The organism is Streptomyces vastus, from assembly GCF_039532825.1.
Classification (GTDB): domain Bacteria; phylum Actinomycetota; class Actinomycetes; order Streptomycetales; family Streptomycetaceae; genus Streptomyces; species Streptomyces vastus.
Genome location: NZ_BAAASJ010000104.1, coordinates 143,473 through 169,891 on the forward strand (window position 1 = coordinate 143,473; position 26,419 = coordinate 169,891).

General features: G+C 70.2%; 21 protein-coding genes and 1 tRNA gene. 8 read left to right on the top strand and 14 right to left on the bottom strand.

Annotated features, from left to right (window positions below; translation table 11 throughout):
* The first annotated feature begins 106 nt into the window (after positions 1–106).
* Positions 107–2,215 carry a glycosyltransferase family 4 protein gene (locus ABD357_RS33650; protein ID WP_344394970.1) on the top strand — a complete coding sequence of 703 codons (2,109 nt, stop codon included), beginning with the start codon at positions 107–109 and terminating at the stop codon, positions 2,213–2,215.
* A gap of 131 nt (positions 2,216–2,346) precedes the next feature.
* Here ABD357_RS33650 and ABD357_RS33655 read toward each other — a convergent pair whose 3' ends face one another.
* Positions 2,347–3,018: a TetR family transcriptional regulator gene (locus ABD357_RS33655; RefSeq protein WP_344394972.1), complete on the bottom strand. Its 672-nt coding sequence runs from the start codon at positions 3,016–3,018 to the stop codon at positions 2,347–2,349.
* Positions 3,015–4,025, bottom strand: a complete 1,011-nt coding sequence (locus tag ABD357_RS33660; protein WP_344394974.1) for an acyl-CoA desaturase — start codon at positions 4,023–4,025, stop codon at positions 3,015–3,017. Before ABD357_RS33660 ends, ABD357_RS33655 begins: the two co-directional genes overlap by 4 nt.
* A 317-nt stretch (positions 4,026–4,342) precedes the next feature.
* On the opposite strand from ABD357_RS33660, the gene ppc reads away from it, so the two are divergent.
* On the top strand, positions 4,343–7,075 hold the full coding sequence (gene ppc / locus ABD357_RS33665; RefSeq protein WP_344394976.1) for a phosphoenolpyruvate carboxylase: 2,733 nt from the start codon (positions 4,343–4,345) through the stop codon (positions 7,073–7,075).
* A 581-nt stretch (positions 7,076–7,656) separates the two neighbouring features.
* On the opposite strand, the gene ABD357_RS33670 is transcribed toward ppc, so the two are convergent.
* The 6 genes from ABD357_RS33670 to ABD357_RS33695 form a co-directional block, all read right to left on the bottom strand.
* Positions 7,657–8,142, bottom strand: a complete 486-nt coding sequence (locus ABD357_RS33670; protein ID WP_344394978.1) for a hypothetical protein — start codon at positions 8,140–8,142, stop codon at positions 7,657–7,659.
* A 65-nt stretch (positions 8,143–8,207) separates the two neighbouring features.
* Positions 8,208–8,810: an aminoacyl-tRNA hydrolase gene (gene pth, locus ABD357_RS33675; RefSeq protein ID WP_344394980.1), complete on the bottom strand. Its 603-nt coding sequence runs from the start codon at positions 8,808–8,810 to the stop codon at positions 8,208–8,210.
* A 95-nt stretch (positions 8,811–8,905) separates the two neighbouring features.
* Positions 8,906–9,496, bottom strand: a complete 591-nt coding sequence (locus ABD357_RS33680) for a 50S ribosomal protein L25/general stress protein Ctc (RefSeq protein ID WP_344394982.1) — start codon at positions 9,494–9,496, stop codon at positions 8,906–8,908.
* 222 nt (positions 9,497–9,718) lie between these two features.
* Positions 9,719–10,693 (bottom strand): ribose-phosphate diphosphokinase, encoded by a 975-nt coding sequence (locus ABD357_RS33685; RefSeq protein WP_344394984.1) that lies wholly within the window; start codon positions 10,691–10,693, stop codon positions 9,719–9,721.
* A gap of 109 nt (positions 10,694–10,802) precedes the next feature.
* Complete coding sequence (gene glmU / locus ABD357_RS33690) at positions 10,803–12,251, bottom strand: bifunctional UDP-N-acetylglucosamine diphosphorylase/glucosamine-1-phosphate N-acetyltransferase GlmU (RefSeq protein ID WP_344394986.1); 1,449 nt, start codon at positions 12,249–12,251, stop codon at positions 10,803–10,805.
* A 143-nt stretch (positions 12,252–12,394) separates the two neighbouring features.
* Positions 12,395–12,466: transfer RNA gene (locus tag ABD357_RS33695), tRNA-Gln, on the bottom strand.
* A 225-nt stretch (positions 12,467–12,691) separates the two neighbouring features.
* Here ABD357_RS33695 and ABD357_RS33700 point away from each other — a divergent pair.
* The 3 genes from ABD357_RS33700 to ABD357_RS33710 all read left to right on the top strand — a co-directional run bounded on the left by ABD357_RS33700 (position 12,692) and on the right by ABD357_RS33710 (position 15,725).
* Positions 12,692–13,099, top strand: a complete 408-nt coding sequence (locus tag ABD357_RS33700) for a YciI family protein (protein WP_344394988.1) — start codon at positions 12,692–12,694, stop codon at positions 13,097–13,099.
* A 35-nt stretch (positions 13,100–13,134) separates the two neighbouring features.
* Positions 13,135–14,280 carry an RNA polymerase sigma factor gene (locus ABD357_RS33705; protein ID WP_344395065.1) on the top strand — a complete coding sequence of 382 codons (1,146 nt, stop codon included), beginning with the start codon at positions 13,135–13,137 and terminating at the stop codon, positions 14,278–14,280.
* Between the two features lie 131 nt (positions 14,281–14,411).
* Positions 14,412–15,725, top strand: coding sequence for a sensor histidine kinase (locus ABD357_RS33710; RefSeq protein ID WP_344394990.1), 1,314 nt, complete (start codon positions 14,412–14,414; stop codon positions 15,723–15,725).
* Positions 15,726–15,747: 22 nt separating this feature from the next.
* On the opposite strand, the gene ABD357_RS33715 is transcribed toward ABD357_RS33710, so the two are convergent.
* Positions 15,748–16,245, bottom strand: a complete 498-nt coding sequence (locus ABD357_RS33715) for an SUKH-3 domain-containing protein (protein WP_344394992.1) — start codon at positions 16,243–16,245, stop codon at positions 15,748–15,750.
* Positions 16,246–16,312: 67 nt separating this feature from the next.
* On the bottom strand, positions 16,313–16,816 hold the full coding sequence (locus tag ABD357_RS33720; RefSeq protein WP_344394994.1) for a YwqJ-related putative deaminase: 504 nt from the start codon (positions 16,814–16,816) through the stop codon (positions 16,313–16,315).
* A 274-nt stretch (positions 16,817–17,090) separates the two neighbouring features.
* Between ABD357_RS33720 and ABD357_RS33725 the strand changes: the two genes are divergently transcribed.
* The 3 genes from ABD357_RS33725 to ABD357_RS33735 all read left to right on the top strand — a co-directional run bounded on the left by ABD357_RS33725 (position 17,091) and on the right by ABD357_RS33735 (position 22,433).
* Positions 17,091–18,077, top strand: a complete 987-nt coding sequence (locus tag ABD357_RS33725; RefSeq protein ID WP_344394996.1) for an SMI1/KNR4 family protein — start codon at positions 17,091–17,093, stop codon at positions 18,075–18,077.
* Between the two features lie 7 nt (positions 18,078–18,084).
* Positions 18,085–21,276, top strand: a complete 3,192-nt coding sequence (locus tag ABD357_RS33730; RefSeq protein ID WP_344394998.1) for an SUKH-4 family immunity protein — start codon at positions 18,085–18,087, stop codon at positions 21,274–21,276.
* 260 nt (positions 21,277–21,536) lie between these two features.
* The gene (locus tag ABD357_RS33735; protein WP_344395000.1) at positions 21,537–22,433 is read left to right on the top strand and encodes a coiled-coil domain-containing protein; all 897 of its coding nucleotides are present in this window, start codon (positions 21,537–21,539) and stop codon (positions 22,431–22,433) included.
* Positions 22,434–22,436: 3 nt separating this feature from the next.
* Here the strand turns inward: ABD357_RS33735 and ABD357_RS33740 are convergent, their stop codons facing one another.
* From ABD357_RS33740 to ABD357_RS33755, 4 genes are all read right to left on the bottom strand, one after another.
* Positions 22,437–24,047, bottom strand: a complete 1,611-nt coding sequence (locus ABD357_RS33740) for a sodium/solute symporter (protein ID WP_344395002.1) — start codon at positions 24,045–24,047, stop codon at positions 22,437–22,439.
* Entirely contained in the window at positions 24,044–24,487 is a 444-nt protein-coding gene (locus ABD357_RS33745) for a DUF485 domain-containing protein (protein WP_344395004.1), read from the bottom strand. Before ABD357_RS33745 ends, ABD357_RS33740 begins: the two co-directional genes overlap by 4 nt.
* Positions 24,488–24,654: 167 nt before the next feature.
* The gene (locus ABD357_RS33750) at positions 24,655–25,089 is read right to left on the bottom strand and encodes a nitroreductase family protein (protein ID WP_344395006.1); all 435 of its coding nucleotides are present in this window, start codon (positions 25,087–25,089) and stop codon (positions 24,655–24,657) included.
* 460 nt (positions 25,090–25,549) lie between these two features.
* Positions 25,550–26,410: an ABC transporter permease gene (locus ABD357_RS33755; RefSeq protein WP_344395008.1), complete on the bottom strand. Its 861-nt coding sequence runs from the start codon at positions 26,408–26,410 to the stop codon at positions 25,550–25,552.
* Positions 26,411–26,419 lie beyond the last annotated feature (9 nt).

Here is a 26,419-nt window from a genome sequence, read left to right on the forward strand (position 1 = left end):
GCGTCGGCTTGCCCTGCTGTTGTTTCCGCGGAGCGGCTCCGCTTCCTGAGAGGAATTCTTCGGTGGTATACAGACTCCGGATTGTTCGAGTGAAGCCGAGAACGCTGTGAAGATCGCTTTCCTGATCAACAACGCGTACGGGATCGGCGGCACCATCCGCTCCACGGCGAACCTCTCGGCCGCGTTCGCCGACCGCCACGACGTCGAGGTCGTCAGCGTGCACCGCGTACGGGACGAACCGGCGCTCCCCTTCGACCCGCGCGTACGCCTGACGTCGCTGATCGACATGCGGGAGGACAGCCCGGGCTACGAGGGCGCGCACGAACTCACCCGGCAGCCCTGCACGATGTTCCCCGACACGGGCGCGGCCAAGTATTCGTTGAAGCTGCCGTACACGGGCCTCCAGGACGAGCGCATCGGCGGCTACCTCAAGGACACCGACGCCGACGTGGTGATCGCCACCCGCCCGGACCTCAACGGCTACCTCGCCCGCGACGGCCGGCCCCGCTATCTGCGGATCGGCCAGGAACACCTGAGCCTGGACGCCCACAGCGACCTGTTACGCGAGCACCAGAACGGAGCCGTCGCGGGCCTCGACGCCTTCGTCACCGTGTCCGAGGCGGACGCCGCGCAGTACCGCGCCGCACTGCCCGAGGTGACGACGCGGATCGTCTGCGTACCCAACGGCGTGCGCACCCCGGCCGTTCTCCCCTCGTCCCTGGACTCCGGCGTCGTCGTGGCGGCCGGACGTCTGATCGCCGTCAAGCGGTACGACCGGCTGGTATCCGCCTTCGCCAAGGTGGCCGCGGAGCATCCCGGCTGGACCCTGCGGATCTACGGACGCGGCCCGGAGAAGGCGAGGCTGCGGGAGCAGATCGAGCGGCTCGGGCTGTACGACCGTGCCTTCCTCATGGGACCCGTGTCGCCCATCGAGACCGAGTGGGCGAAGGGCGCGATCGCGGCCGTCTCCTCCGACATGGAGTCCTTCGGCATGACGATCGTCGAGGCCATGCACTGCGGCGTCCCGGTCGTAGCGACCGACTGCCCGCACGGACCCGGCGAGATCATCACCGACGGCCAGGACGGACTCCTCGTACCGCTCTCCGGCGGCGTCGATGCCTTCGCCGACGGACTGAAGCGCCTCATCGCGGACCCCGAACTGCGCCGCAAAATGGCCGCAGGCGCCATGGAGAAGGCCGCGACCTACGCCCCCTCCGCCATCGCCCGCCGCTACGAAGCGCTCATCGAGGAACTGTCCCGCAAGCGCCGCCGCACCTTGGCCGGCGGAAGCGCGGCCCTGATCCGGCGCCTGAGCCGCACCGTCCTGTCCCGCCCGGCCGGGCCCACCGCCGTCCCGGAGAGCACCACGCAGCCCACCGCACACGCCCGCGCGACAGCGGAAGGCGGCCTGACCGTCCTGCTGGACACGGCCGAACTCCCCACTGGACCCCTGGACTTCGTCCTGCGTCTGCGCCGCGACCCGGAAAAGCGGGAGGTCCGCCTCCCCATGCTCCCGGACCCGGACTCCCCGGACACCGTCGCCCGCGTCACCCTGCACCGAGCCGAGCACAGCCTCGCCGAGGGCCGCTGGGACTGCTACGTCGCCCCGCGCACCGGCTCCAGGACCCGCTCGCGCCTCACCGCCCGGCTCGTCGAGCAGGCGCCTCTGCTGCGAAGACCCCTCACCGTCCGCGAACCCGGCGGCGTGAGCGCGTGGATCCCGTACACCACCGCCGACGGCTTCCTCGCCCTGCGCACCTGGCTGCGGCCCGCCCACGCCGAGGTCGAGCAGATCGAGGCCGGCAAGCGCTCGTTCTCCGTCACCGTCTCGCTGCACGGGGCCACCGGTCTCGCGGCCGGGGCCGGGGCCGGGGCCGGGGTCACGGTGCAGGCGGTGTCCCGGACGGAGCGGGCGTACGACTTCTCCGTGCCCGCCAGTCCCGCAGGCGCCGGCAGCCTCCGCTTCACCGTCCCGTACGAGGAGGTCATGACGCGGCGCACCACGGAACAGGACCTCTGGGATCTGCGGCTGTCCACCGCTGACGGGACCGTCCCGGTGGGCCGGATCGGCGGGGACATCGTGGAGCGCAAGAAGACGGATGTGGTCCCGGCGGCCGTCCTCGACCACCCCCATCGTGGCCGTACCCGGGTCAGACCGTTCTTCTCCGCCCCCAACGACCTGGCACTGACCGCCCGCGACATCGAGGACGACTGAGGACCGACTGACGGCGGTCTGGGGGCGGACTGGGGGCAGGCTGAACGGCCGACCCCGCAGACCCCGCCGGACCAGCCGCTCCTCAGCCCCCGCCGGCCCGCAGCTGCATCACCGTTCTTCCAGCGGAGCGCTCAGCTCTTGCGGTGGCCGATGAGGCGCGGCTTCGCCTCCAGGCCGTCAAGGCCGTGCCAGGCCAGATTCACCAGGTGGGCGGCCACTTCGGCCTTCTTGGGGCGCCGTACGTCCAGCCACCACTGGCCGGTCAGGGCGACCATGCCGACCAGGGCCTGGGCGTACAGCGGCGCGAGCTTCGGGTCGAAGCCCCGGCTCTTGAACTCGCGGCCCAGGATGTCCTCGACCTGGGTCGCGATGTCGGAGATCAGCGAGGCGAAGGAACCCGTGGACTGGGGGATGGGGGAGTCACGGACGAGGATGCGGAACCCGTCCGTGTACTCCTCGATGTAGTCGAGCAGCGCGAACGCCGCCTGCTCGCACAGTTCGCGGGGGTGGCCTGCCGTGAGTGAGCTGGTCACCATGTCCAGCAGGCGCCGCATCTCACGGTCCACCACCACCGCGTACAGGCCCTCTTTGCCGCCGAAGTGCTCGTACACCACCGGCTTGGAGACCCCGGCCTTCGCCGCTATCTCCTCCACCGACGTGCCCTCGAAGCCCTTGGCGGCGAAGAGCGTTCGGCCGATCTCCAGGAGTTGCTGGCGTCGCTCCGCCCCCGTCATCCGGGTCCGGCGCGCACGCCTCGGCTTGTCGTTGCTGGGTGTGCTGGAGTCGGCCACGCCGTCAATCATGCCGCCTCGGCGGCCTCCGTCTTCTGCCGGGAGCCCTTCCCGTCGGGGTTCCGGCGGGAATCGATACGCGAGCGTGACGGCCAGCGCACGTCGTACGCCCAGCCGAGCATCTCGAACCAGCGGATGATCCGTGCCGAGGAGTCCACCTGTCCGCGCTCCACGCCGTGCCGTGCTGACGTCGGATCGGCGTGGTGCAGGTTGTGCCAGGACTCGCCGCAGGACAGTACGGCCAGCCACCACACGTTGCCCGAGCGGTCACGCGACTTGAAGGGGCGCTTGCCCACCGCGTGACAGATCGAGTTGATGGACCAGGTGACGTGATGCAACAGCGCCACCCGGACGAGTGAGCCCCAGAAGAGCGCCGTGAAGGCTCCCCACCAGGACATCGTCACCAGACCGCCGATCAGCGGCGGCAGCGCCAGGGAGAGCAGGGTCCACAGAATGAACTGGCGGGAGATCGCACGGATCGCCCCGTCCTTGATCAGATCCGGCGCGTACTTGTCCTGCGGCGTCTGCTCCTCGTCGAACATCCAGCCGATGTGCGCCCACCACAGGCCCTTCATCAGAGCCGGGACGGTCTCGCCGAAGCGCCACGGCGAGTGCGGGTCGCCCTCGGCGTCGGAGAACTTGTGGTGTTTGCGGTGGTCGGCGACCCAGCGGACCAGCGGGCCCTCCACCGCCATCGAGCCCATGATCGCGAGCGCGATCCGCAGCGGGCGCTTGGCCTTGAAGGAGCCGTGCGTGAAGTAGCGGTGGAAACCGATGGTGATGCCGTGGCAGCCGAGGAAGTAGAAGAACACCAGCAGACCGAGGTCCAGCCAGCTCACTCCCCAGCCCCAGGCCAGCGGTACGGCCGCGACCAGGGCGAGGAACGGGACGGTGATGAAGAGGAGAAGCGTGATCTGCTCGATCGAGCGCTTCTGCTCGCCGCCCAGCGTGGCGGAGGGGATCGGGGTGTCGTTGTTCGCCTTCGGGGCGTCGTCGATCACATCGGAGCTTGTGGTCATGGGGCGTCCCCTGTGGGGTTCGTGGATTGAGACGATGCCGGATGTACGGGCATACAGATCCGTATGTCATGCCTACGGTTCCGTAACCTACGGCGTCGTAAGTATGGCAGCGCACAGCCCGGCGGCAAGAGGCCGAGAGTCTGCGCCTCCGTATCGAGACCTATCCTTGGAATCGGTCGGACAGCGCGGTCCGCTCTGTTTCTTAACTTCCCGGATGCCCTCTTGCTATGCGGCCACCGCTGCCGCAGGCCGACGGGTTCCGGGGTCCCACTCAGCCGAGCCTCAGATGAGCTTCACCACTGCAAGGAGCCGCACCTGTGAGCAGTGCCGACGACCAGACCACCACGACCAGCAGTGAGCTGCGCGCCGACATCCGCCGCCTGGGCGACCTGCTGGGCGAGACCCTCGTACGCCAGGAGGGCCCCGAGCTCCTCGAACTGGTCGAAAAGGTGCGCCGCCTCACCCGGGAGAACGGCGAAGCCGCCGCCGAGTTGCTGCGCGGCACGGAACTGGAGACCGCCGCCAAGCTGGTCCGCGCCTTCTCGACGTACTTCCATCTCGCGAACGTCACCGAGCAGGTGCACCGTGGCCGCGAGCTGCGCGCCAAGCGGGCCGCCGAGGGCGGACTCCTCGCGCGTACGGCGGACCGGCTCAAGGACGCCGATCCCGAGCACCTGCGCGCGACCGTACGGCACCTGAATGTTCGCCCGGTCTTCACCGCCCACCCGACCGAGGCCGCCCGCCGCTCCGTCCTCAACAAGCTGCGCCGGATCGCCGCCCTCCTCGAGACCCCGGTCATCGAGGCGGACCGCCGCCGCTACGACACCCGTCTCGCCGAGAACATCGACCTCGTCTGGCAGACCGACGAGCTGCGCGTCGTACGCCCCGAGCCCGCCGACGAGGCCCGTAACGCGATCTACTACCTGGACGAACTGCACGCCGGCGCAGTCGGCGACGTCCTGGAGGATCTGACCGCCGAGCTGGAACGCGTCGGCGTCCAGCTGCCCGACGAGACCCGCCCGCTGACCTTCGGCACCTGGATCGGCGGCGACCGCGACGGCAACCCGAACGTCACCCCCCAGGTGACCTGGGACGTACTGATCCTCCAGCACGAGCACGGCATCAACGACGCCCTGGAGATGATCGACGAACTCCGCGGCTTCCTCTCCAACTCCATCCGCTACTCGGGCGCGACCGAGGAACTGCTGGAGTCCCTCCGGGCCGACCTGGAGAACCTTCCGGAGATCAGCCCCCGCTACAAGCGCCTCAACGCCGAGGAGCCCTACCGCCTCAAGGCCACCTGCATCCGGCAGAAGCTGGAGAACACCAAGCAGCGGCTCGCCAAGGGCATCCCGCACGAGGAAGGCCGCGACTACCTCGGGACCTCCGAGCTGCTGCGCGACCTCACGCTGATCCAGACGTCCCTGCGCCAACACCGCGGCGCGCTCTTCGCCGACGGCCGCATGAACCGTACGATCCGCACGCTCGCGGCCTTCGGTCTCCAGCTCGCCACCATGGACGTACGGGAACACGCCGACGCCCATCACTACGCGCTCGGCCAGCTCTTCGACCGGCTCGGCGAGGAGTCGTGGCGCTACGAGGACATGCCGCGCGAGTACCGGCACAAGCTGCTCGCCAGGGAACTGCGCTCCCGCCGGCCCCTCGCGCCGACTCCGGCGCCGCTGGACGCGGCCGGGCAGAAGACCCTCGGGGTGTTCGAGACGGTCAAGCGGGCCCTGGAGGTCTTCGGACCCGAGGTCATCGAGTCGTACATCATCTCCATGTGCCAGGGCGCCGACGACGTGTTCGCCGCGGCCGTCCTCGCTCGCGAGGCCGGGCTGATGGACCTGCACGCGGGCTGGGCGAAGATCGGCATCGTGCCGCTCCTGGAGACGACGGACGAGCTGCGCGCGGCCGACACCATCCTCGAGGGCATGCTCGCCGACCCCTCCTACCGGCGGCTCGTGGCGCTCAGGGGCGATGTCCAGGAGGTCATGCTCGGGTACTCCGACTCGTCCAAGTTCGGCGGCATCACCACCTCCCAGTGGGAGATTCACCGTGCCCAGCGGCGGCTGCGCGACGTCGCCCACCGCTACGGCGTACGCCTTCGCCTCTTCCACGGCCGCGGCGGCACCGTCGGCCGGGGCGGCGGTCCCACGCACGACGCGATCCTCGCCCAGCCCTGGGGAACCCTCGAAGGCGAGATCAAGGTCACCGAGCAGGGCGAGGTCATCTCCGACAAGTACCTGATCCCCGCGCTGGCTCGGGAGAACCTCGAACTGTCCGTCGCCGCCACCCTCCAGGCCTCCGCCCTCCACACGGCCCCGCGTCAGCCCGGCGACGCGCTGGCGCGCTGGGACGCCGCGATGGACGTCGTCTCCGACGCCGCCCATGCCGCATACCGGCGCCTGGTCGAGGACCCGGACCTGCCCGCGTACTTCTTCGCCTCCACCCCCGTCGACCAGCTTGCCGACCTGCACCTCGGCTCCCGGCCCTCGCGGCGGCCCGACTCCGGCGCGGGCCTCGACGGCCTGCGCGCCATTCCGTGGGTGTTCGGCTGGACCCAGTCCCGGCAGATCGTGCCGGGCTGGTTCGGCGTCGGCTCGGGCCTGAAGGCCCTGCGCGAGGCGGGCTTGGACTCTGTCCTGGAGGAAATGCACGAACAGTGGCACTTCTTCCGCAACTTCGTCTCCAACGTAGAGATGACCCTCGCCAAGACGGACCTGCGGATCGCCCGCCACTACGTCGACACGCTGGTCCCCGACGACCTGAAGCACGTCTTCGGAACCATCGAAGCCGAACACGAGCTGACGCTGAGGGAGGTCCTCCGGATCACCGGCGAACAGGAACTCCTGGACGCCCAGCCGGTCCTCAAGCAGACCTTCACGATCCGGGACGCCTACCTGGACCCGATCTCGTACCTCCAGGTCGCCCTGCTGAAGCGCCAGCGCGACGCGGCCGCCTCCGGCGCGGCTCCCGATCCGCTCCTGTCCCGTGCTCTGCTGCTCACGGTGAACGGCGTGGCGGCGGGCTTGCGCAACACGGGGTGATTGTCTGCGGGGCGCTGCCCCTGGGCCCCGCTGGGGGCTGCGCCCCCAGACCCCCCATCGGCCTGAACGGCCTCGTCCTCAAACGCCGGACGGGCTGCTTGATGCCGGCCTCGGCTGCAAAGACTCAGCTCCGCTGCAGCGACTCAGCCCCGCTGCGATGAGACTCAGCCCCGCCGCGAAAACCAGCCAGGCCACCAAGAACAGCCCGTCCGGTAACAAAATCAGCTTGCTCGCACAAAATCAGCCCGTCCGGCAACAAAATCAGCCTGCCCGCACAAAATCAGCCCGTCCGGCGACAAATGAGCTGGTTCGGCAGAGAATCAGCCGTCCGACAACGAATCAGCTAGTTCGGCAACAAATCAGCCCGTCCAGCAACAAATCAGCCGGTCCGGCAACAAATCAGCCTGTCCGGCGTTTGAGGACCGGGGGTCCGGGGGCTGGCCCCCGAAACGGGGTCCGGGGCGGAGCCCCGAGCGGGGGCCAGGGGCGCAGCCCCGAAGGGGGTCTGGGGGCGCAGCCCTCAGCGGGTTCCGGGGCCGGCCCCGGGATGGGACGGGTAGGGGCGGCGGGGGCGAAACCCCTCACAGGGCCACGAACGCCGCCGTCAGCAACGTCAACCCCGCGCCACCCAGCGCCCACGCAAGCCGAGACAACCGCAGCCCACCCGCCACCACCAGCGAAGCAAGAAGCAGCGCACCCCCAAGCGGAACCCACGCATAAAGCAGCCCGCCGGGCCCCGTACGGACCACCTCGTCGCTCCCCGGCTTCACCACCACCGCATACGTCTCGCCCTTCTTCGCCACCACCGTGCTCGAGATGGTGACCCGGTCACGAGGGGTCGACCCCTCGGACACCGGCGCGTACGACCCCGTACAGCGATCGTCAGCGCACCGAGTGACCGTCATCGTCCCGCGCTCACGCCCCTTGGTGAGCATCACGTGCTGCGCGGTACCCCACGAGGCCCAGACGCCGGCGATCAGCAGAAGCGCCGCGACCGTCCCCATCGTCGCGAGCCGCCCGAACCGCAGCGCGGAGCCTGCGCTCGGGCGGGAGGTGAGGGCAGACATGGCGGCGATCCTTGGCCATCGCCCTGCGCCCGGTCAACTTCGACTTGCTCACACCGGGGGACAAGTCAGGAGTTGTACGTACTCTGCGCCCGCGTCAGCCCATCGATCACCAGACACTCCACCGCATCGGTCGCCCGGTCCACGAAGTAGTCCAGCTCCTTGCGCTCCGCCGACGAGAAGTCCTTCAGCACGTAGTCCACGACCTGCATACGCCCCGGAGGCCGCCCGATCCCGAACCGCACCCGGTGATAGTCCGAACCCATCACCTTCGTCATCGACTTCAGCCCGTTGTGACCGTTGTCGCCACCGCCCAGTTTCAGCCGCAGCACGCCGTAGTCGATGTCCAGCTCGTCATGGACGGCGACGATGTTCGCGACCGGCACCTTGTAGAAATCCCGCAGGGCGTTCACCGGACCGCCCGACAGGTTCATGTACGACATGGGCTTGGCCACCACCACCCGCCGGCTCCCCGGCCCGGGCGGCCCGATCCGCCCCTCCACCACCAGAGCCTGCGCCTTCCCGGCCCGCTTGAACTTCCCCCCGATCCGCTCCGCCAGCAGATCGGCCACCATGAACCCCACGTTGTGCCGGTTCATCGCATACTCGGACCCCGGGTTACCCAGCCCCACCACCAGCCAGGGGGCCCCTGCGTCGCTCGTCACGTGCATGTCTCCTTCATACGCGCAGAGCCGCCGCTCCCCGTAGGGAGCGGCGGCTGACACTGCTGACTGCTGTGGGCAAACGTAGGGTTTCCCCCGACCGGTCAGGCCTCCGCAGTCTCGCCCTCGCCTTCGCCCTCCGCCGTCGGCTCCTCCGCCTGCGCGGAAAGAACCTGGAGGACAACCGCATCCTCGTCGATGGCAAGCGTCGTACCGGCCGGCAGCGTGATGTCCTTCGCCAGGATGGAGTCACCCGCCGCCAGGCCCTCGATGGACACGGTGACCGACTCCGGAATGTGCGTGGCCTCGGCCTCGACCGGCAGTGCGTTCAGCACGTGCTCGAGCAGGTAGGCGCCGGGAGCCAGCTCGCCCTCGGTGTGGACGTAGATCTCGACGTTGACCTTCTCGCCACTGCGCACCAGCAGCAGGTCCACGTGCTCAAGGAAGCCCTTGATCGCGTCACGCTGAACGGCCTTCGGAATCGCCAGCCGCTTCTTGCCGTCGATCTCGAGGGCAAGAAGAACGTTCGGCGTACGCAGCGCCAGCAGCAGATCGTGACCCGGCAGCGTCACATGAACCGGTTCGCCACCGTGGCCGTACAGCACACCGGGAACCTTGCTCTCACGGCGGATACGACGCGCCGCACCCTTGCCGAACTCGGTACGCGTCTCGGCGGCGAGCTTCACCTCGGCCATGCTCATCACTCCTCGTAGATAAAGGGGAACGTGGTCACCCGGCCATACATCGGCCTGCTACGAAGAGCGCGTCGATTACGGACCGCCGTGCCGGCGCATTTCACAACGCCGTACGGCCTCCCTCGCCGAGCAACTGTGACAGCTTACGCGGCGGGAAGGCCGTACCAGAAATCGATCTTCAGGAGTGCATCCGGCCTGCTGACCGGCCTGCTGCTGTCCGGGTTACTGCTCCTCGAACAGGCTCGTCACCGAACCGTCCTCGAACACCTCACGCACCGCACTCGCGATCGTCGGCGCGATCGACAGCACCGTGATCTTGTCGAGCTCCAGCTCACCCGGCGTGGGCAGCGTGTTCGTGAAGATGAACTCGCTGACCTTCGAGTTCTTCAGGCGGTCCCCGGCCGGACCCGACAGCACACCGTGCGTCGCCGTCACGATCACATCCTCCGCACCGTGCGCGAACAACGCGTCCGCCGCAGCGCAGATCGTGCCACCCGTGTCGATCATGTCGTCGACCAGCACACACACGCGGCCTTCGACGTCACCGACCACCTCGTGCACCGTGACCTGATTCGCCACGTCCTTGTCGCGACGCTTGTGCACGATCGCCAGCGGAGCGCCCAGACGGTCACACCACCGGTCCGCCACCCGCACCCGGCCCGCGTCCGGCGAGACCACCGTCAGCTTCGTGCGGTCCACCTTCTTGCCCACGTAGTCCGCGAGCAGCGGCAGCGCGAAGAGATGGTCCACCGGGCCGTCGAAGAAGCCCTGGATCTGGTCCGTGTGCAGATCGACCGTGAGTATGCGGTCGGCACCCGCCGTCGCCATCAGGTCCGCGACCAGACGCGCCGAAATCGGTTCACGTCCCCGGTGCTTCTTGTCCTGACGGGCGTAACCGTAGAACGGCACAATCACGGTGATGCTCCGAGCGGAAGCCCGCTTCAGAGCGTCGATCATGATCAACTGCTCCATGACCCACTGATTGATCGGAGCCGTGTGGCTCTGGATCACAAAGCAGTCCGCACCACGCGCCGACTCCTCGTAACGGACATAGATCTCACCGTTCGCGAAGTCGTAGGCCTTCGTCGGGACAACCCCGACACCCAGCTGCTGGGCGACCTCCTCGGCAAGCTCGGGGTGGGCGCGGCCGGAGAAGAACATCAGCTTCTTCTCGCCGGTCGTCTTGATCCCGGTCACAGCACTGTCTCCTCAGAGGTTTCTCAGCCGGTCGTCACACGGTGATCCCAGCCGGGTGTGCGGATGTGCACCTATCACGGTACGCCGTCGCAGACGCGCCGTTTTCTGGTCAGCTTTCGCTTTCGGCCTCCCGGGAAGCCGCTTCAGCCGCCTTCGCAGCCGCGCTCCCCGGACGCTTCCGAGCCACCCAACCCTCGATATTCCGCTGCTGGCCACGGGCCACGGCCAGCGAACCGGGCGGCACGTCCTTGGTGATGACCGAGCCCGCCGCGGTGTAGGCGCCGTCCCCGACCGTGACAGGAGCCACAAACATGTTGTCCGAACCCGTCTTGCAGTGTGAACCCACGGTGGTGTGGTGCTTGGCCTCACCGTCGTAGTTCACGAAGACGCTCGCCGCGCCGATGTTGGAGTACTCGCCGATCGTCGCATCGCCCACGTACGACAGATGCGGAACCTTCGTGCCCTCGCCGATCGACGCGTTCTTCGTCTCGACGTACGTCCCCACCTTGGCCTTCAGCCCCAGCCGCGTCCCCGGACGCAGATACGCGAACGGCCCCACATTCGCCTGAGGCCCGACCTCGGCACCGTTCGCCACCGTGTTGTCCACCCGGGCGCCCGCACCCACCCTCGTGTCCTTGAGACGGGAGTTGGGGCCGACCTCCGCGCCCTCGCCCAGATGCGTCGCGCCGTGCAACTGCGTACCCGGATGCACGATCGCGTCCTGCTCGAACGTCACCGTCACATCGACCCATGTGGTCGCCGGGTCGACCACCGTCACACCGGCGAGCATGGCCCGGTCCAGAAGCCGGTCGTTCAGGATGCGACGGGCCTCCGCCAGCTGCACGCGGTTGTTGATCCCCGCGATCTCACGGTGATCGCCGGCCACGGAAGCCCCGACGCGATGCCCGGCCTCGCGCAGGATGCCAAGAACGTCGGTGAGGTACTCCTCACCCTGACTGTTGTCCGTACGGACCTTGCCGAGCGCATCCGCGAGGAGCCGGCCATCGAAGGCGAACACGCCCGAGTTGATCTCACGGATCTCGCGCTGCGACTCGGTGGCGTCCTTGTGCTCGACGATCGCCGTGACAGCACCCGAGGCCCCGTCACGGACTATCCGCCCATAACCGGTCGCGTCCGGCACCTCGGCGGTCAGCACGGTCACGGCGTTCCCGTCGGCGGTGTGCGTGGTCGCGAGCTTCTGAAGCGTCTCGCCACTGAGAAGGGGAGTATCGCCGCACACGACCACCACGGTCCCCTCGACGCCGCCGCCCAGCTCCTCCAGGCCCATCCGCACCGCGTGCCCGGTCCCGTTCTGCTCGGCCTGCACGGCCGTACGTACATCCGGATCGATCTCGGCGAGATGCGCGACAACCTTCTCCCGCGCGTGCCCCACCACGACGACCAACTGCTCGGGCTGCAACTCCCGCGCGGCGGCAAGCACATGCCCCACAAGGGGACGGCCGCAAATGTCGTGCAGAACCTTTGGTGTGGCCGACTTCATACGGGTGCCCTCACCCGCTGCGAGAACGACTACGGCTGCCGGGCGAATGGCGCTCACGGGTTTTGCCCTTCGGCTTCGATGACTGCGATGTCTGATGTATTTGGGGTGCGGACATCGGCAGGATACCGGGGCGTTGTGCGGGGGAAATGTGAGCGGGGCCCGACCCCGTCTTCCTGGGGCGGGCCCCGAACCGACCAGGGCTCCCCCGCCAGGACTCGAACCCGGACAGATGGCACCAAAAGCCACAGTGCTGCCAATTACACCACGGGGGAATGAAGCCGACCGAACCGGACATTCGGCCAGGTCGCCGTGTGGGCACCCAACACTATGCCGTACCAGGCGCCTTCCACGCGACGATACAACTCGGCGCTCTTGGTGACGTGGATGGCCAGGCAGCCGAAAAAAAGTCGGCCGGCGATGTCGAGAACGCGTGACCGGCTCCGTCCCTGCTGTGAACGCGACCACAATGGGTCGCACGAGCACCGAGGAGAACCACGATGGCCAAGTACCTGCTGCTCAAGCACTACCGAGGCGCCCCGGCCGCGGTCAACGACGTCCCCATGGACCGGTGGACGCCGGAGGAGATCTCGGCCCACATGCAGTACATGAACGACTTCGCCGCCCGACTGGAGAAGACCGGCGAGTTCGTCGACGGTCAGGCGCTCGCCCCCGAGGGGACCTGGGTCCGGTACGACGGTGAGGGGCGCCCGCCGGTCACCGACGGCCCGTTCGCCGAGACCAAGGACCTCATCGCCGGCTGGATGGTGATCGACGTCGACAGCTACGAGCGCGCCGTCGAGCTGGCCGGGGAGCTGTCGGCAGCCCCCGGGGCGGGCGGGAAGCCGATCCACGAGTGGCTCGAGCTGCGCCCGTTCTACGGCGTGTCGCCCACCATCACGGAGTGACCTCTCAGGTGACTCAGGTGACTCGGGTGACTCAGATGAACGAGGCCCTGCTGAGGAGTCTCACGCCGAGCGTGCTCGCCATCCTCGTCCGCCGCGGAGCCGACTTCGCGGCGGCCGAGGACGCCGTGCAGGACGCGCTGGTCGAGGCGGTCCGCGTGTGGCCGGCCGACCCTCCGCGGGATGCGAAGGGCTGGCTGGTCACCGTGGCCTGGCGCAAGTTCCTCGACGCGACCCGCGCGGACACCGCCCGCCGTCGTCGTGAGCACCTCGTCGACGAGGAGCCGGCGCCCGGGCCCACGCCCGCGGTGGACGACACGCTCCAGCTCTACTTCCTGTGCGCCCACCCGTCGCTGACGCCGTCGTCGGCGGTCGCGCTCACGCTGCGCGCCGTCGGCGGGCTGACCACCCGCCAGATCGCCCAGGCCTACCTGGTGCCCGAGGCGACGATGGCGCAGCGGATCAGCCGGGCCAAGCGCACCGTCTCCGGGGTGCGGTTCGACCAGCCAGGTGACGTCGCCACCGTGCTGCGCGTCCTCTACCTGGTCTTCAACGAGGGCTACTCCGGTGACGTCGACCTCGCGGCCGAGGCCATCCGGCTCACCCGGCAGCTCGCGGCCGCGATCGACCACCCCGAGGTGGCGGGTCTGCTCGCCCTCATGCTGCTCCACCACGCCCGGCGCGCCGCCCGGACCGCGCCCGACGGCAGCCTCGTACCGCTCGCCGAGCAGGACCGCGGCCGGTGGGACACGAACGTGATCGCCGAGGGCGTCGAGATCCTGCAGGCGGCCCTCGCGCGCGACCGGCTGGGCGAGTTCCAGGCCCAGGCCGCCATCGCAGCACTGCACGCCGACGCGCCCACCGCCGAGGAGACCGACTGGGTGCAGATCGTCGAGTGGTACGACGAACTCGCGCGCCTGACCGACAGCCCGGTCGTCCGCCTCAACCGCGCGGTCGCCGTCGGCGAGGCCGACGGACCGCGCGCCGGCCTGGCGGCACTCGCGGCGCTGGACGACTCGCTGCCCCGCCACACCGCGGTGGCGGCCTACCTCCACGAGCGCGACGGCGACCTGGCGACGGCGGCACGGCTGTACGCCGAGGCGGCCCACAAGGCACCCAACCTCGCCGAGCGCGGCCACCTGACGCGCCAGGCCGCCCGGCTCAACGCCGGCCGACGTCGCTGACGGGTCGCGCCCGGATTCTCCCGCGGCACGATACCGGGCGCTTTCGGCCCCTGTTCGATTACGGGCTGTGGTGTAGGCCAGTGCGGGAAAGTCACCGGAAAAGGTGGGGTGGACGAACGTAGGCTGGAGGCATGACCACGACGGGGGAAGACTGCACCGCGGCCGGGACGGGGCCGTGGTGGTGGGTGCGGTGGCGGGGTGCGTTGCTCGACGGTGGGCTCGCGTTGGCGTCCGCTGTCGAGTGTGCGTTCGAGGGGGTGCCGTTCGCTCGGGATGCGGGGTTGCCGGAGCCGGCGGGGATTGTTTTCGGGGCGTTGGCGGGGTCCGCACTGCTGTTTCGGCGTAGGTGGCCGATTGCTGTCGTTCTTGTCTCGATCGCGATCACGCCTGCCGCGATGGGCTATCTGATGGGGCTCGTCGCGCTCTATACGCTGGCCGCCTCCGAGTTGCCGCGGCGGATCATCGGTGCGCTGGCGTCGATGTCGATGGTCGGTGTGCTGATCGTCACGTATGTGCGGGCGCATCAGGGCGTCGTACGCGGCGATGTGGCGTTCGGCGAGTGGGCCGTGCCGTTCTTGTCGCTGACGACCTCTCTGGGCTTGACCGCGCCGCCGATTCTTCTCGGCTTGTACGTGGGTGCGCGGCGCCGCCTGATGGAGAGCCTGCGGGAGCGGGCCGACTCCCTGGAGCGGGAGTTGCAGCTGCTGGCCGAGCGGGCCGAGGAGCGGGCCGAGTGGGCGCGGAACGAGGAGCGGACGCGGATCGCCCGTGAGATGCACGACGTGGTCGCGCACCGGGTGAGCCTGATGGTCGTACATGCGGCGGCCCTTCAGGCCGTTGCCCGGAAGGATCCCGAGAAGGCCGTCAGGAACGCGGCGCTCGTGGGGGACATGGGCCGTCAGGCGCTGACGGAGCTGCGGGAGATGCTGGGCGTGCTGCGTACGGGGGACGGTCTGTCGCCCCGGACACAGCCGGTGCCGCTCGCGGCGGTGGGTGCCGCGGCAGCCGCCGCGGCGTCCCGGGCCGTCGACGACGAGGGCGGCGACGGGCCGTGCCTGGCCGATCTCGACGAGCTGGTCGGGCAGTCGGCGGCGGCCGGGATGGCCGTGGATCTGTCGGTCGACGGCGATTCGCGTGCGTACGCGCCGGAGGTGGAGCAGACCGCGTACCGCGTGGTGCAGGAGGCGTTGACGAACGTCCACAAGCATGCGGCGGGTGCGAAGACGCATGTGCGGCTGGCGCATCGTTCGGCGGAGATCGCCATGCAGGTGGAGAACGAGCCGCCGCCGATACTGGAAGCGGCCTCGGACGCGCGCCTGCCGAGCGGGGGGAACGGCCTGGTGGGCATGAAGGAGCGGGTTGCCGCGCTGGGCGGGGTGTTCGTGTCGGGGCCCACGGACGCGGGTGGGTTCCGGGTGTCCGCGGTGATTCCCGCGGAAGGCTGAGAGAGTCCCGGAGCCAGCAGGTTCAGCCAGTCGTCAGGCGTACCGGCTCGATGCCCGACAACAGCCCCGTCAGCGCCCGGTCGACATCGGGGCCCAGGTACCAGTCGCCGGTGTGGTCGAGCGTGTAGACGCGCCCCTCGGAGTCGATCGCGAGCAGCGCGCGGCTCTCGGATTCCTCGCCCAGCGGGCAGACCTGGGCGTCCAGGGCCCGGCCGAGGTCGGCGAGCGTACGGGCCATGTGCAGGCCGTGCAGCGGGTCGAGGTGAAGAGGGGACGGGGCGACCTGCCGGCCGGGCCCCGAGACGGGCACGTGGAGTCCGCCGAATTCGGCCCACGCTTCGACGGCCGCCGGGAACACGGCGTGCCGGTGTCCGGCCGGGGACTCGTGGTTGCGCAGGGCGTCGGCCCAGTACTCGGCCTGCTTTATGTCCCAGCGGCCCGGCTGCCACCCGGCGGCGCGCAGCGCGGCGTCGACGGGTACGGGAAAGCGGGTCGTGGAGATGGAGCGGTCGGCGTGCATGGGTCCTACGTTCGTCTGTGCGGCGTTCCTGCGGTGCAGATAGGTGCGTGTGTACGTGTGGGAAGGCTCACGCCCCCGGTGTCGTCGGGTCGACGATGCGTACGCCGAAGTGGGCGCTGAGCGCGGTGCAGGAGCGGCAGGGCGCGGCGAAGCTGCCGTGCAGTGGGTCGCCGTCCTCGCGGATGTAGCGGGCGGTGAGTTTGGCGCTTTTGAGGGATTTGCGGGCTTCGCCGTTGGTCATGGGTTTGCGGGCGGCGCGTTTGGAGCGGGCCGTGTCGGCGGCGCTCAGGTGCCGGGAGATGAGGATCGTCTCGGCGCACCGGCCGGTGAAGCGGTCGCGCTGGGCGCTCGTGAGGGTGTCGAGGAAGTCTCGTACGAGCGGGTGGAGTTCGGGCAGTTGGTCGCCGCGTGCGGCCGTGCCGGTGAGGGTGGCGCCGCGTACGGAGAGGGCGGCGGCGACGGTGGGCAGTATGCCGTCGCGGCGGTGGCGGAGGGCAGGCGCATGGGGTCTCTCGGTGCTGCTCCAGCCGACCCGTGGGTCACCGGATGTGCCCGTCTGCGTGGCGCTCATGATCTTGTTTCCTCCCCATCCCCGCGGTGCGGCCGCTGTTGTCACAGCCCCCGGGTGCGGGGACAGAGTGCCAAACTCCGTAGCTGGTGGGGAAGCTGAGGCCACCCGACACGCCTGTTCTTCGTCGCAGGGTCACGGCGGGGTGACGGCAGGTCACGGTGGTGGGAGCCCTGCGGCCCGGGAGCGGAACCGGAGGCCCGGTGACCGGTGTCGTACAACCGCATAGGCTGTCGACATCCACGATCCAATCGGAACGCCGCAGGGGGCAACCGCCATGACGACAGGTCGGCTCGGGCAGCAAGCCGCGCCGCCGAACGCGGCCTATGCCGGGCAGGTCGTACATTTTCCGGACCCGGTCCGGGCCGCCCGTCACCCCAGAGGTGTACGGGTCGACGAGTACGGCTACCCCGACTTCTCGGGCTATGCGCGTGCCGCGGCGGAGATCGCCGAGCCGCCCGAGGGCTTCGGTGTCGATGAACTGCGGCTGACGGACTATGTGTCGGCGAACGCGGCGATGGCGGCCACGGGGCACGAACTGTGGGACACCATCCCGGCGGTGGCGACTCCGCACGGCTGGACCTGGCACCATGTGCCGGGTTCGCGGCGCCTCGAGCTGGTGCCGGTCGAGGTGAAGGCCTTGCTGCGGCATCACGGCGGGCTCGCGACGGCGGCCGTCGACCAGACCAAGAGGGGTACGCGGCCGTTGCAGGAGACGCGGCCCGTGCATTTCGGGCTGCCGAAGACGTCGGTCGCGGTGACCGAGCAACAAGTGCAGAGCGTCGAGGAGGACTTGGGGTACCGGCTTCCGGGTGCCTATCGCTCGTTCCTGAAGGCGGCGGGCGGCTGTGCTCCGGTGGGGGCCGCGCTGGACGCCGAGCTGGGTCTGCTGGTCGACCAGCCGTTCTTCACGGTGCGCGACGAGGCGGCCGTCAACGACCTCGTGTACGTCAACAAGTGCCTGCGGGACCACCTCACCAAGGACTACCTGGGAGTCGGCTTCGTCCAGGGCGGGCTGCTCGCGGTGAAGGTGAAGGGTGAGCGGGCCGGGTCGGTGTGGTTCTGCGCGTTCGACGACGCCCGTGACCAGGACGCGTGGCCGCCGGGCGAGCGGGTGCAGCGGCTGCTGCTGCCCTGCGGTGACGACTTCGACCAGTTCCTGGGCCGGCTCGCGGGCAACCCGCCGGAGCTGGAGACCGTGGCGAACCTGATGGTGGACGGCGGCTTCGCGCGAGCCGTGTCCGTCTCTTCGGTGGGGGAGTGAACGTCCGATGGTGACCTTCGCGCAGGCGCAGGAGCGCGCGGAAGAGTGGATCAACGGTGATGTGCCCTCGTACCAGCATCGTGAGGTGCGGGTGCGGGAGTTCGAACTCGGCTTCGTCGTCTGGGCGGAGGACCGGGCCGAGGGCCCGCGCTCCGACGGCGGCGAACAGCGGCTCGTGATCGCCCGGGACAGCGGGGAGGCCACGTTGTGGCCCTCGCTGCCGGTGGGTGAGGTGATCCGCCGGTACGAGGAGGAGTACGGGCTGCCGGACGCGGCCCCCGAACCGGCGTCGGCGCCTCCGGCGCGGGTGGATCTGAACCAGACGTCGTTCCTGCTGACTCCTCCGGAGTGGTTGCAGGAGGCGGCGGACCGGATGGGGATTCCGAACCGGCGGGAAGGATCGGGGGCGGGTTCGCCTTCGGGGTCTGCCGGTTCGCCCGGTTCGTCCGCCGGTTCGGCGCTGGGTTCTGCCGGTTCGCCCGGTTCTGCCGGTTCGTCCTCGGGTTCGTCCGAGGGAGCGGGGGCTCGTCCGGCTGTCGCCTCCGCCGACGCCGGGTCCGCCAATGGGGCGTCGGGGAGCGGGAGTTCGCCGTCCGGGACGTCGCCGGGCGGGTCCTCCGCTCCCGGTGCTCCGTCGTGGCCGGCCGCCGGGGGCGGTTCCGAGCCGGGTTCCGGTGACGGGCCCGGTACGCCTCCCGCGGCGACCCCGTGGGCCGGGACCGACACCAACGCCGACGCGGGCGAGGACCGTTCGGTGCCGCTGCCCGCGACGGTGTTCTCACCGCCGCTGAGCGACGCCGACGACGACGGCAGGACGCCGCCGCCCACGCCGCCGGACGCCAAGACCGCCCTGATGCACGGCGGCAGCCGGCTTCCGCGCACGGCGGTGGCCCCGACCGTCGACGACGAGCAGAGGCCGGGGGCGCCGGGTAGGCCGGGTACGCCTCCGCCTGGAGCTTCGCACGGGGTGGGTGCGGCCGGCACTCCGCCGCCCGGTTCCTCGTACGGGTATCCGCAGGGGCCCGGTGCGTCCGCTCCGGGAGGTCCACAGGGGACACCGCCTCCGGGTGCGCCCGGTACTCCGCCTCCTGGATCGTCGTACGGGTATCCGCAGGGGCCCGGTTCGCAGGGCGCCCCGCCTCCGGCTGCGCCCGGTACTCCGCCGCCCGGTTCGGCGTACGGGTACCCGCAGGCGCCCGGTGCTGCTCCGGGCACGCCGCCGCCCGCCGGCCCGGGTGCGCCGCAGCCGCCCGCCGGGCCCAACGCGCCGCAGCCGCCTGCCGGTTCGGGTGCGCCGGGGCGGCCGTTGGCGCCGAATGCCGGTGACATCGCCGACGCCGCGACCAGCAAGGCGCAGTCGCCGCCGCGCGGGGCGCGCGGCGGTGGCGCGACCACGCCGCCTCCGCCGGGTGCGCCCGGGACGCCGGGTGCGCGGCCGGGGGGTACGCCTCCGCCGTCCGGCCCCGGCGCGCCGGGTGCCTCGGGAGGCGGTGGGTACGTGCCTACGCAGCTTGTCTCGCAGCTCGGTTCTGACGGCCCCGGACAGCCGGGTGCGCCCGGAGGACCTGGTGCCCCGCAGCCGCCCGGTGCTCCCAACCCCCCGGGCGGCACGCCCTCGGGTGGCGTCCACCACCAGGCCACCGTGTTCGCCGACCCGAACCAGCCCGGCGCCGGCACCGGCGGCCCCAAGCCTCCGGGCCCGCCCGGTGCCCCCGGCCGGCCCGGCACGCCGGGTACGCCTCCGCCGGGTGCGCCGCAGCCTCCGGGTGCCCCGAACCCTCCGGGCGGTACGCCCTCGGGTGGCGTCCACCACGCGGCGACCATGCTCTCCGGTCCCGGCCCCGGAGGCGCTTCCGGCCCCGGCGCGCCTCAGCCGCCGGGCGCTCCCGGCACCCCGGGTGCGCCCGGAGGACCTGGTGCTCCGCAACCGCCCGGCGCCCCGAACCCTCCGGGCGGTACGCCGTCCGGTGGCGTCCACCATGCCCAGACGGTGCTGTCCGGTCCTGGTCCCGCAGGCCCGCCTACGCCCCCGCCGCCACAGGCTCCGGGGATGCCGCCGGGTGCGCCTCAGCATCCGACGCCGGGTCAGCCGATCCCGGGCCGGCCCCCCATGCCGGGTCCGGGCGGCGGTCCGACGCCCGGTCAACCCCTGCCCGGTCAACCCCTGCCCGGTCAGCCCATGCCGGGCCAGCAGCCCCCGGCCTACGGCTACCCGCAGCAGGGCCAGCCGACCGTCGGCCCCGGCTATCAGGCCGTACTCCGTTACCGCGCGCAGGACGGTTCCGAACAGCAGCTCATCCGGCGCTCGGCGCCCGGCACCCCGCACCCGGAGTGGCAGATCCTGCACGAGCTGCGCGCGATGAACGTGCCCCCGCAGCAGGTGCTGGAGCTCCACACGGAGCTGGAGTCCTGCGAACTGCCGGGCGCGTACTGTGCGCGGATGATCCGCGAGAGCTGGCCGCAGGCGAGGATCACCAGCATCGCCCCGTACGGCACGGACCACGCGAGCCGTCAGCAGGGCATGGCCCAACTCATCGCGCACCAGGGCGAGTTGCACCAGGTCGCGGACGGGCCCGCCCGGCCGGCGCCGGTGCGCGCGCCGCTGCCGCCGGTGCAGCCCGCGCCGCCGATCCCGCCGGAGGCGATCGGTCAGGAGCTGGCGGCGGCGTTCGGACCGGGGATCTTCCGGTTCGACCAGGCGGCGGTGTCCCGGCAGGGCGTGCCGCCGGTCGTGGCGCACACCCTGGTCGTGGCCGGACTGCCCGTGGATATGAACCCGTTCTTCTGGGCCCAGGCCCAGCCGGGCCGCCCGGTCCCCACGCTCGCCGAACTGGCCCAGGAACGCGGGGTGCAGCCGGCCTCGGACGCGGGCTCGTACCTCGTCATGGGCAGCGACTTCGGCAAGGCGATCTGCGTCCAGTACGGCACGGCGAACATCGTGGCCGTACCGGTCGAGGCGGGCCCGGGCGGCGCATCCGTACCGCCGCAGTTCGTGAACACCGGGCTGCCCGAGTTCGCCCGCAGCCTCGCGCTGCTCGGGCGGATGTGGCGTCTGCGCTTCGGCCTGAACCAGGAGCAGGCGGGCCGCTGGACCGTCGACTTCCAGGCCCAGCTGGCCGCACTCGACCCGGCGGCACTCGGTTCGCCGGAGAGCTGGTGGTCGGTCCTGCTGGAACAGATGTGGGACGGCTTGCTCTGACATCACCTTCCTGAGAAGCGCCGGGCCCGGTCGATCGACCGGGCCCGGCGCTTTTGTCATCCGGCTCGTCATCCGGCTCGTCATCCGGCTCGTCATCCGGCTCGTCATCCGGCCTGTCGTCCGGCTTGTCATCCGACCCTTTACCGAGTCCGGCCCCTTACTGACCGAACGGGCGGAGTGTCGCATTATGAACACTTCCGTCTGATCTACCAGGATGTGCGGCACATCATGCTGTACGCCGCCGAAGAGGGGATTCGAGGATGAGCAGCGCATCGGGCGCATCGGTGTCGCCTCATGGCTTCATGGCCGTACGAGGCCGTGGCTACCGTCCCGAGCAGGTGGACGCGTACGCCGCGGAACTCTCGCAGGACCGCGACGCCGCGTGGGAACGAGCCGCCCGCCTGACCGTACTGGCCAAGGAGATGGAGGCGGAGGCAGGCCGGCTGGCCGAGCAGGTGGCAGCGCTCCCTCCGCAGACGTACGAGACGCTCGGCGAAGGTGCCGCGCACCTCTTCGAACTCACCAAGGAGGAAGCGGCGGCCGTCCGCGAGAACGCCCACCGGGAGGCGAGGCGCGCCCTGGAGGCGGCGGAGTCCGAGGCCGACCGGGTACGCGAGGCGGCACGGGCGGAGGCCGACGCGGTACGGGCCGAGGCCGACGAACGGGCCCGCCAGCGCCTGCTCGCCGCCCAGGCCGAGGCCGATGAACTGCGTATCGCCGCACGCCTGGACGCGAAGGAGCACCGCGGCGAGGCGCTGGCCGCACTGCGCGACATGCGTGAACGCTCAGAGGCGAAGCTGGCCGAGCAGGCCAAGGAACACGCCGACCGCTTGGCCGAGGTCGACCGCGCAACGGCGGAACAGGAGGCCGCCCTGGACGCACAGCACGCTCCGCAACTGTCACGAGCCGAAGCAGCCCTGGCCGAAGCCGAACGGGCCCTGTCCGAGGCCCAGGCCGCAACCCGCCACCTCCAGGAGGAAGCAGAGTCGCAGGCCGCCGCCCTCCTGGCGGAGGCGCAAGCCCGCGAGACCCGAATCGCCCACGAAACGGAACGCCTGCTCCGAGCCCACGCGGACCAGAGGGACGAAGTGCAGGCCCACATGAGCCACGTACGGGACAGCTTGGTAACGCTGACGGGCCAATCGACGGGGGAATGAGAGCTAACGCCCTCGCCGAACCACCCCCGCCAGAATCCACCCCTCAACCGCCTCGTACTGCCGCCGCTCCTCCTCCGCCTGCCGCCGCCCGGAAACCACCGTCCCCAGCCATCCGAAGGCGAACCCGAGCGGAATGGACAGCAGCCCGGTCGTGGTGAACGGAAACCACGTGAAGTCATGGTCGGGAAAAGCCGAAATGGGCGACCCGGAGACCAGGTTGGTCCCGGTCATCAGCACGAACGTACTGACCGAGCCCCCGATCAACGTACAGAGCAGCCCCACCCGCGTATAACGCCGCCAAAACAGTCCGTACACCAGCGCGGGCGCGATCGCCGAAGCCCCGACGCAGAACGACAGCGTCACCAGCGGCTGCAGGCTCCGATGCTGGACGAGCGTGGCCAGCAGAATCGTCGGCACGCCCACCGCCGCCGCCGACACCCGGGCCAGCGTCATCTCACGCCGAGGCGACAACTGCTTCCGGCCGTGGGCGAAGACGTCATGCGCAAGGGAGTTGGCGCAGGCGAGAATCATCCCGGCCACAGACGCGAGCACGGTCAGAAAGATCGCGGTCGTGACGGTCGTGAACAACAGCGTCTCGGCCGTCGACACATCCGCCCCGAACACGGCTCGCGAGCCCAGTAGATACGCCGTGTTGCCCTGCGGATCCACCGCGGTGATCGCTTCCCGCCCGATCATGGCGACCGTACCGAAGCCGACCACCGTGATGATCAGCACGAACAGTGCCACGGCCGGCACCGCCCACGACATCGACCGCCGCACCTCACGCGCACTGCCCGCGGTGTACATGCGCATGGTGATGTGCGGCAGCACCGCGGCACCGAGCACCACCGTCAACTCCGAGGTGATCATGTCGAGTTCGGAACTCGGCCCACCCGCGAACTGCAACCCCGAGTTCAAGAACGCCGACCCCGCCCCGCTGCCCTCTGCCGCCGCGTTGAAGAGCCCACCGAGATCCCAGTCGAACCTGTTGAGGATGAGTACGGAGATGACGGCGCCGGAACCGAGCAGGATCACGATCTTCAGGATCTGGATGAGGGCGGTGCCCTTCATGCCGCCGATCGCCGCGTAGCTGATCATCAGCGTGCCGAGCCCGATGATGCAGCCGGTCTTCAGTGCGTCGCTGGAGAAGCCGAGGAGAAACGCCAGCAGATCGCCCGTACCCGCGAGTTGGACCAGCATCATCGGCATCAGCGCGGCAAGCGTCACGACACAGGCCGCGATGCGTACGGAACGGCCCGGCATCCGGCGCGCGAATACGTCGCCCATGGTGAACCGGCCCGCGTTGCGCAGCGGTTCGGCCAGCAGGAACATCAGCAGCATCAGGGAGAGGGCGGTGCTCAGGGCGAGTACGACCCCGTCGTAGCCGAACAGCGCGATCACGCCGCCCGTGCCGAGCACGGTCGCGGCGGAGATGTAGTCGCCCGCAATGGCCAGGCCGTTGCGCATCGGGGACAGCGAGCTGTAGCCGGTGTAGAACTCGTCGAGGTCGTCGTGGTCGGGGCCGGTCATCACGCACAGCAGCAGCGTGATGGTGGCGATGGCCGTGAACGCCACCAGTGACATCGCCTGCGCGGAACTGCTGAACCCGGTCATCGGGCGGCCTCCGCCCGCTTGGCGTCCAACTCGGCCTGTTTCCTTATCCGTTCGGCGATCGGGTCGACGCCTCGGCGGGCCGTGTACTCGTACAGCGCGATCGCCGCGCAGGTGACGGGCACCTGGATGAGCCCGAGCAGCAGTCCGAGGGGAAGTCCGTCGGTGACGTCCTGGGTCATGAACTCGGGCGCGTACGCGGACAGGACGAGAAAGAGCGTGAAGTAACCCAGCGCGGTGAGCGTCGCCACGCGCCGCTGCCACCGGTAAGCGGTGCGCAGGACGCGGATGTCGCTGTGGTGGCCGAGTGCGGTGTGCCGGTGCTGGTGGCGCGCGGGTTCGGGTTCCGGCTGCGGCTGTGGTGCCCAGGGATAGGTGGAGTAGGAGGGTGACGAGTCGTGCGGCGGTGGAACTGGGTGCGACGCGGACGGTTCGTAGGACATCCCGGTCTTCCTTGCGTGGCTCGGGCCCGGTACGGGCCGCAGGGAACGGTGGGGAATGGGCTGGAACGAGCCACGCACGCTACTCGGCGTCCTGGAGATGCGCTGCCTTTTCACCAAACTGACCGGTCGGTATGCGCTTACTCCGCTGACCTCGGGTGTTACCTCCGTTAACCCCACTTGCCCCATTGGTCAGTTATGACCAAAACGTAAACGTCGCCGGGGCGCTTCCCGCCGTACGCGTGCCCGAAGTGCCTACGGGCTGTTCGAGATGGCCGACGCCCAGCAGCGCCAGAGGGTGCCGGCCGGTACGACCGCGCGGGTGAGGCCGAGGAGCCGGTCGTCTGGCTGGCGTGGCCGGCCTCCAGCCATACGTACCGTCGGCCTCGACTGCCTTGCGGCGGCTGGTCGGCGAAGTGGCGTGTGGCCGTGTGCATGTCGCCGCTGAGCAACAGCGCCGCCGCATGTCGCAACCAGTCGTGGTCGGCGAGGGTGGTGCGGGCGACGCGGTCGCGGTGATCGCCGTCGGCGACCAGGGTCAGTGCATGCCGCTCGGCGTCGTACTGGTAGGCCCCGGCGGCCAGGCCGTCCACGTTGCCCGCCACCACGGTGAGGGTCAGGGGATACAGCGCGTGCGCCGACGGGCATGTGCGGTGCGAAGCGCGCGGGTTCCCGCAATCCTGAGCGTTGGTAAGCCGGAACCTGCATGTCAGCTGATGGCTGTGATGGTCCCGCGCGCGGGTTCGCCGTGGTTGACGGAATCTGGCTTCCCGAGCGTTCGCCGTGCCGCATCCGACTGGCTAGGAGCTCTCTCTCGGATCACTTGGTGGAGGTTCGATCTCAGGGCCTGCTGGCGCCGGCGGAACTGCTGCCTGCGACGATGCGCCGGTGAGCTATGACCTTGCGGTGTGGGACGGCGACCGTCCACTCGATGACGACCAAGCGGGCTCCACCTACGACGAGCGCTACTTGGAGTCGGATAAGAGCAAGTGCTGACCCGCAGGGTCTAGGTGGGCCGTGCCGTCGAGGCAGGCCACGGCGTAGCCCCGGTGGTCGCGAGGCCGCCTACACGGGCAGCGCGCCGCTCTGTGCCGCCTTGCGGTGGCGCGCGGACAGGCGGGAGCCGGACTCGCGGCGGGCGGCGCGGCGCAGGAGGGGCACCGCGAGGAGGAACCCGAGGACCGCCCAGGCGGTCAGGACCAGGGCGACCATGGGCAGTTCCCAGGAGCCGGCCGCCTCGGCGGTCCGTGCCGAGTCCGGGAGCAGCGCCGAACGCAGGCCCTGCGCCATCCACTTGAGCGGGAAGACCGCGGCCACGTGCTGGACCGGCACGGGCAGCGCGGTGATCGGGAACACCGCCCCTGAGGTGAGCAGCAGCCCCATCGTCGGCAGCATGATCAACGCCAGCGCTTCGCGGGGGTTGGGCAGTACGGCGCCTATGGCCGCGCCGAGCGGTACGACGGCGAGCAGCCCGAGTGTGGTGACCCACAGCAGCGTCAGCCAGGCGCCCGGACCGTGCGGCAGTGGTCCGTCCGCCAGCAGCGCCCCGGCGACCAGGAGCAGCGCCAGGGTGCCGACCGCCAGGACGACCACCAGCAGGCACTTGGCGACGAGGTAGGCCGGTATCCCGCCGGGCGTGGCGCGCAGCCGCAGCAGGGTGCCCTCCTCCCGCTCGGTCACGAGGATCTGCGGGAGGTTGATCAGCCCGACCTGGAACAGCAGGTAGGCGGCGAAGCCCGCCAACACCAGATGAGTCATCGGGGTCCGGGTCCCGGGCACGTCGTCGCTGACGTAGGCGGCGACGAGCAGCGCGACGACCACGTTGGTCAGATGGCCGGACATCTCCTTGCCGTTGCGCAGGAGGTGCCGCAGCTCGATTCCGCCGCGCTGGAGCCCGGCACGCCAGCTGTTCGTCCTGTTCGTCATGTGTGCCCC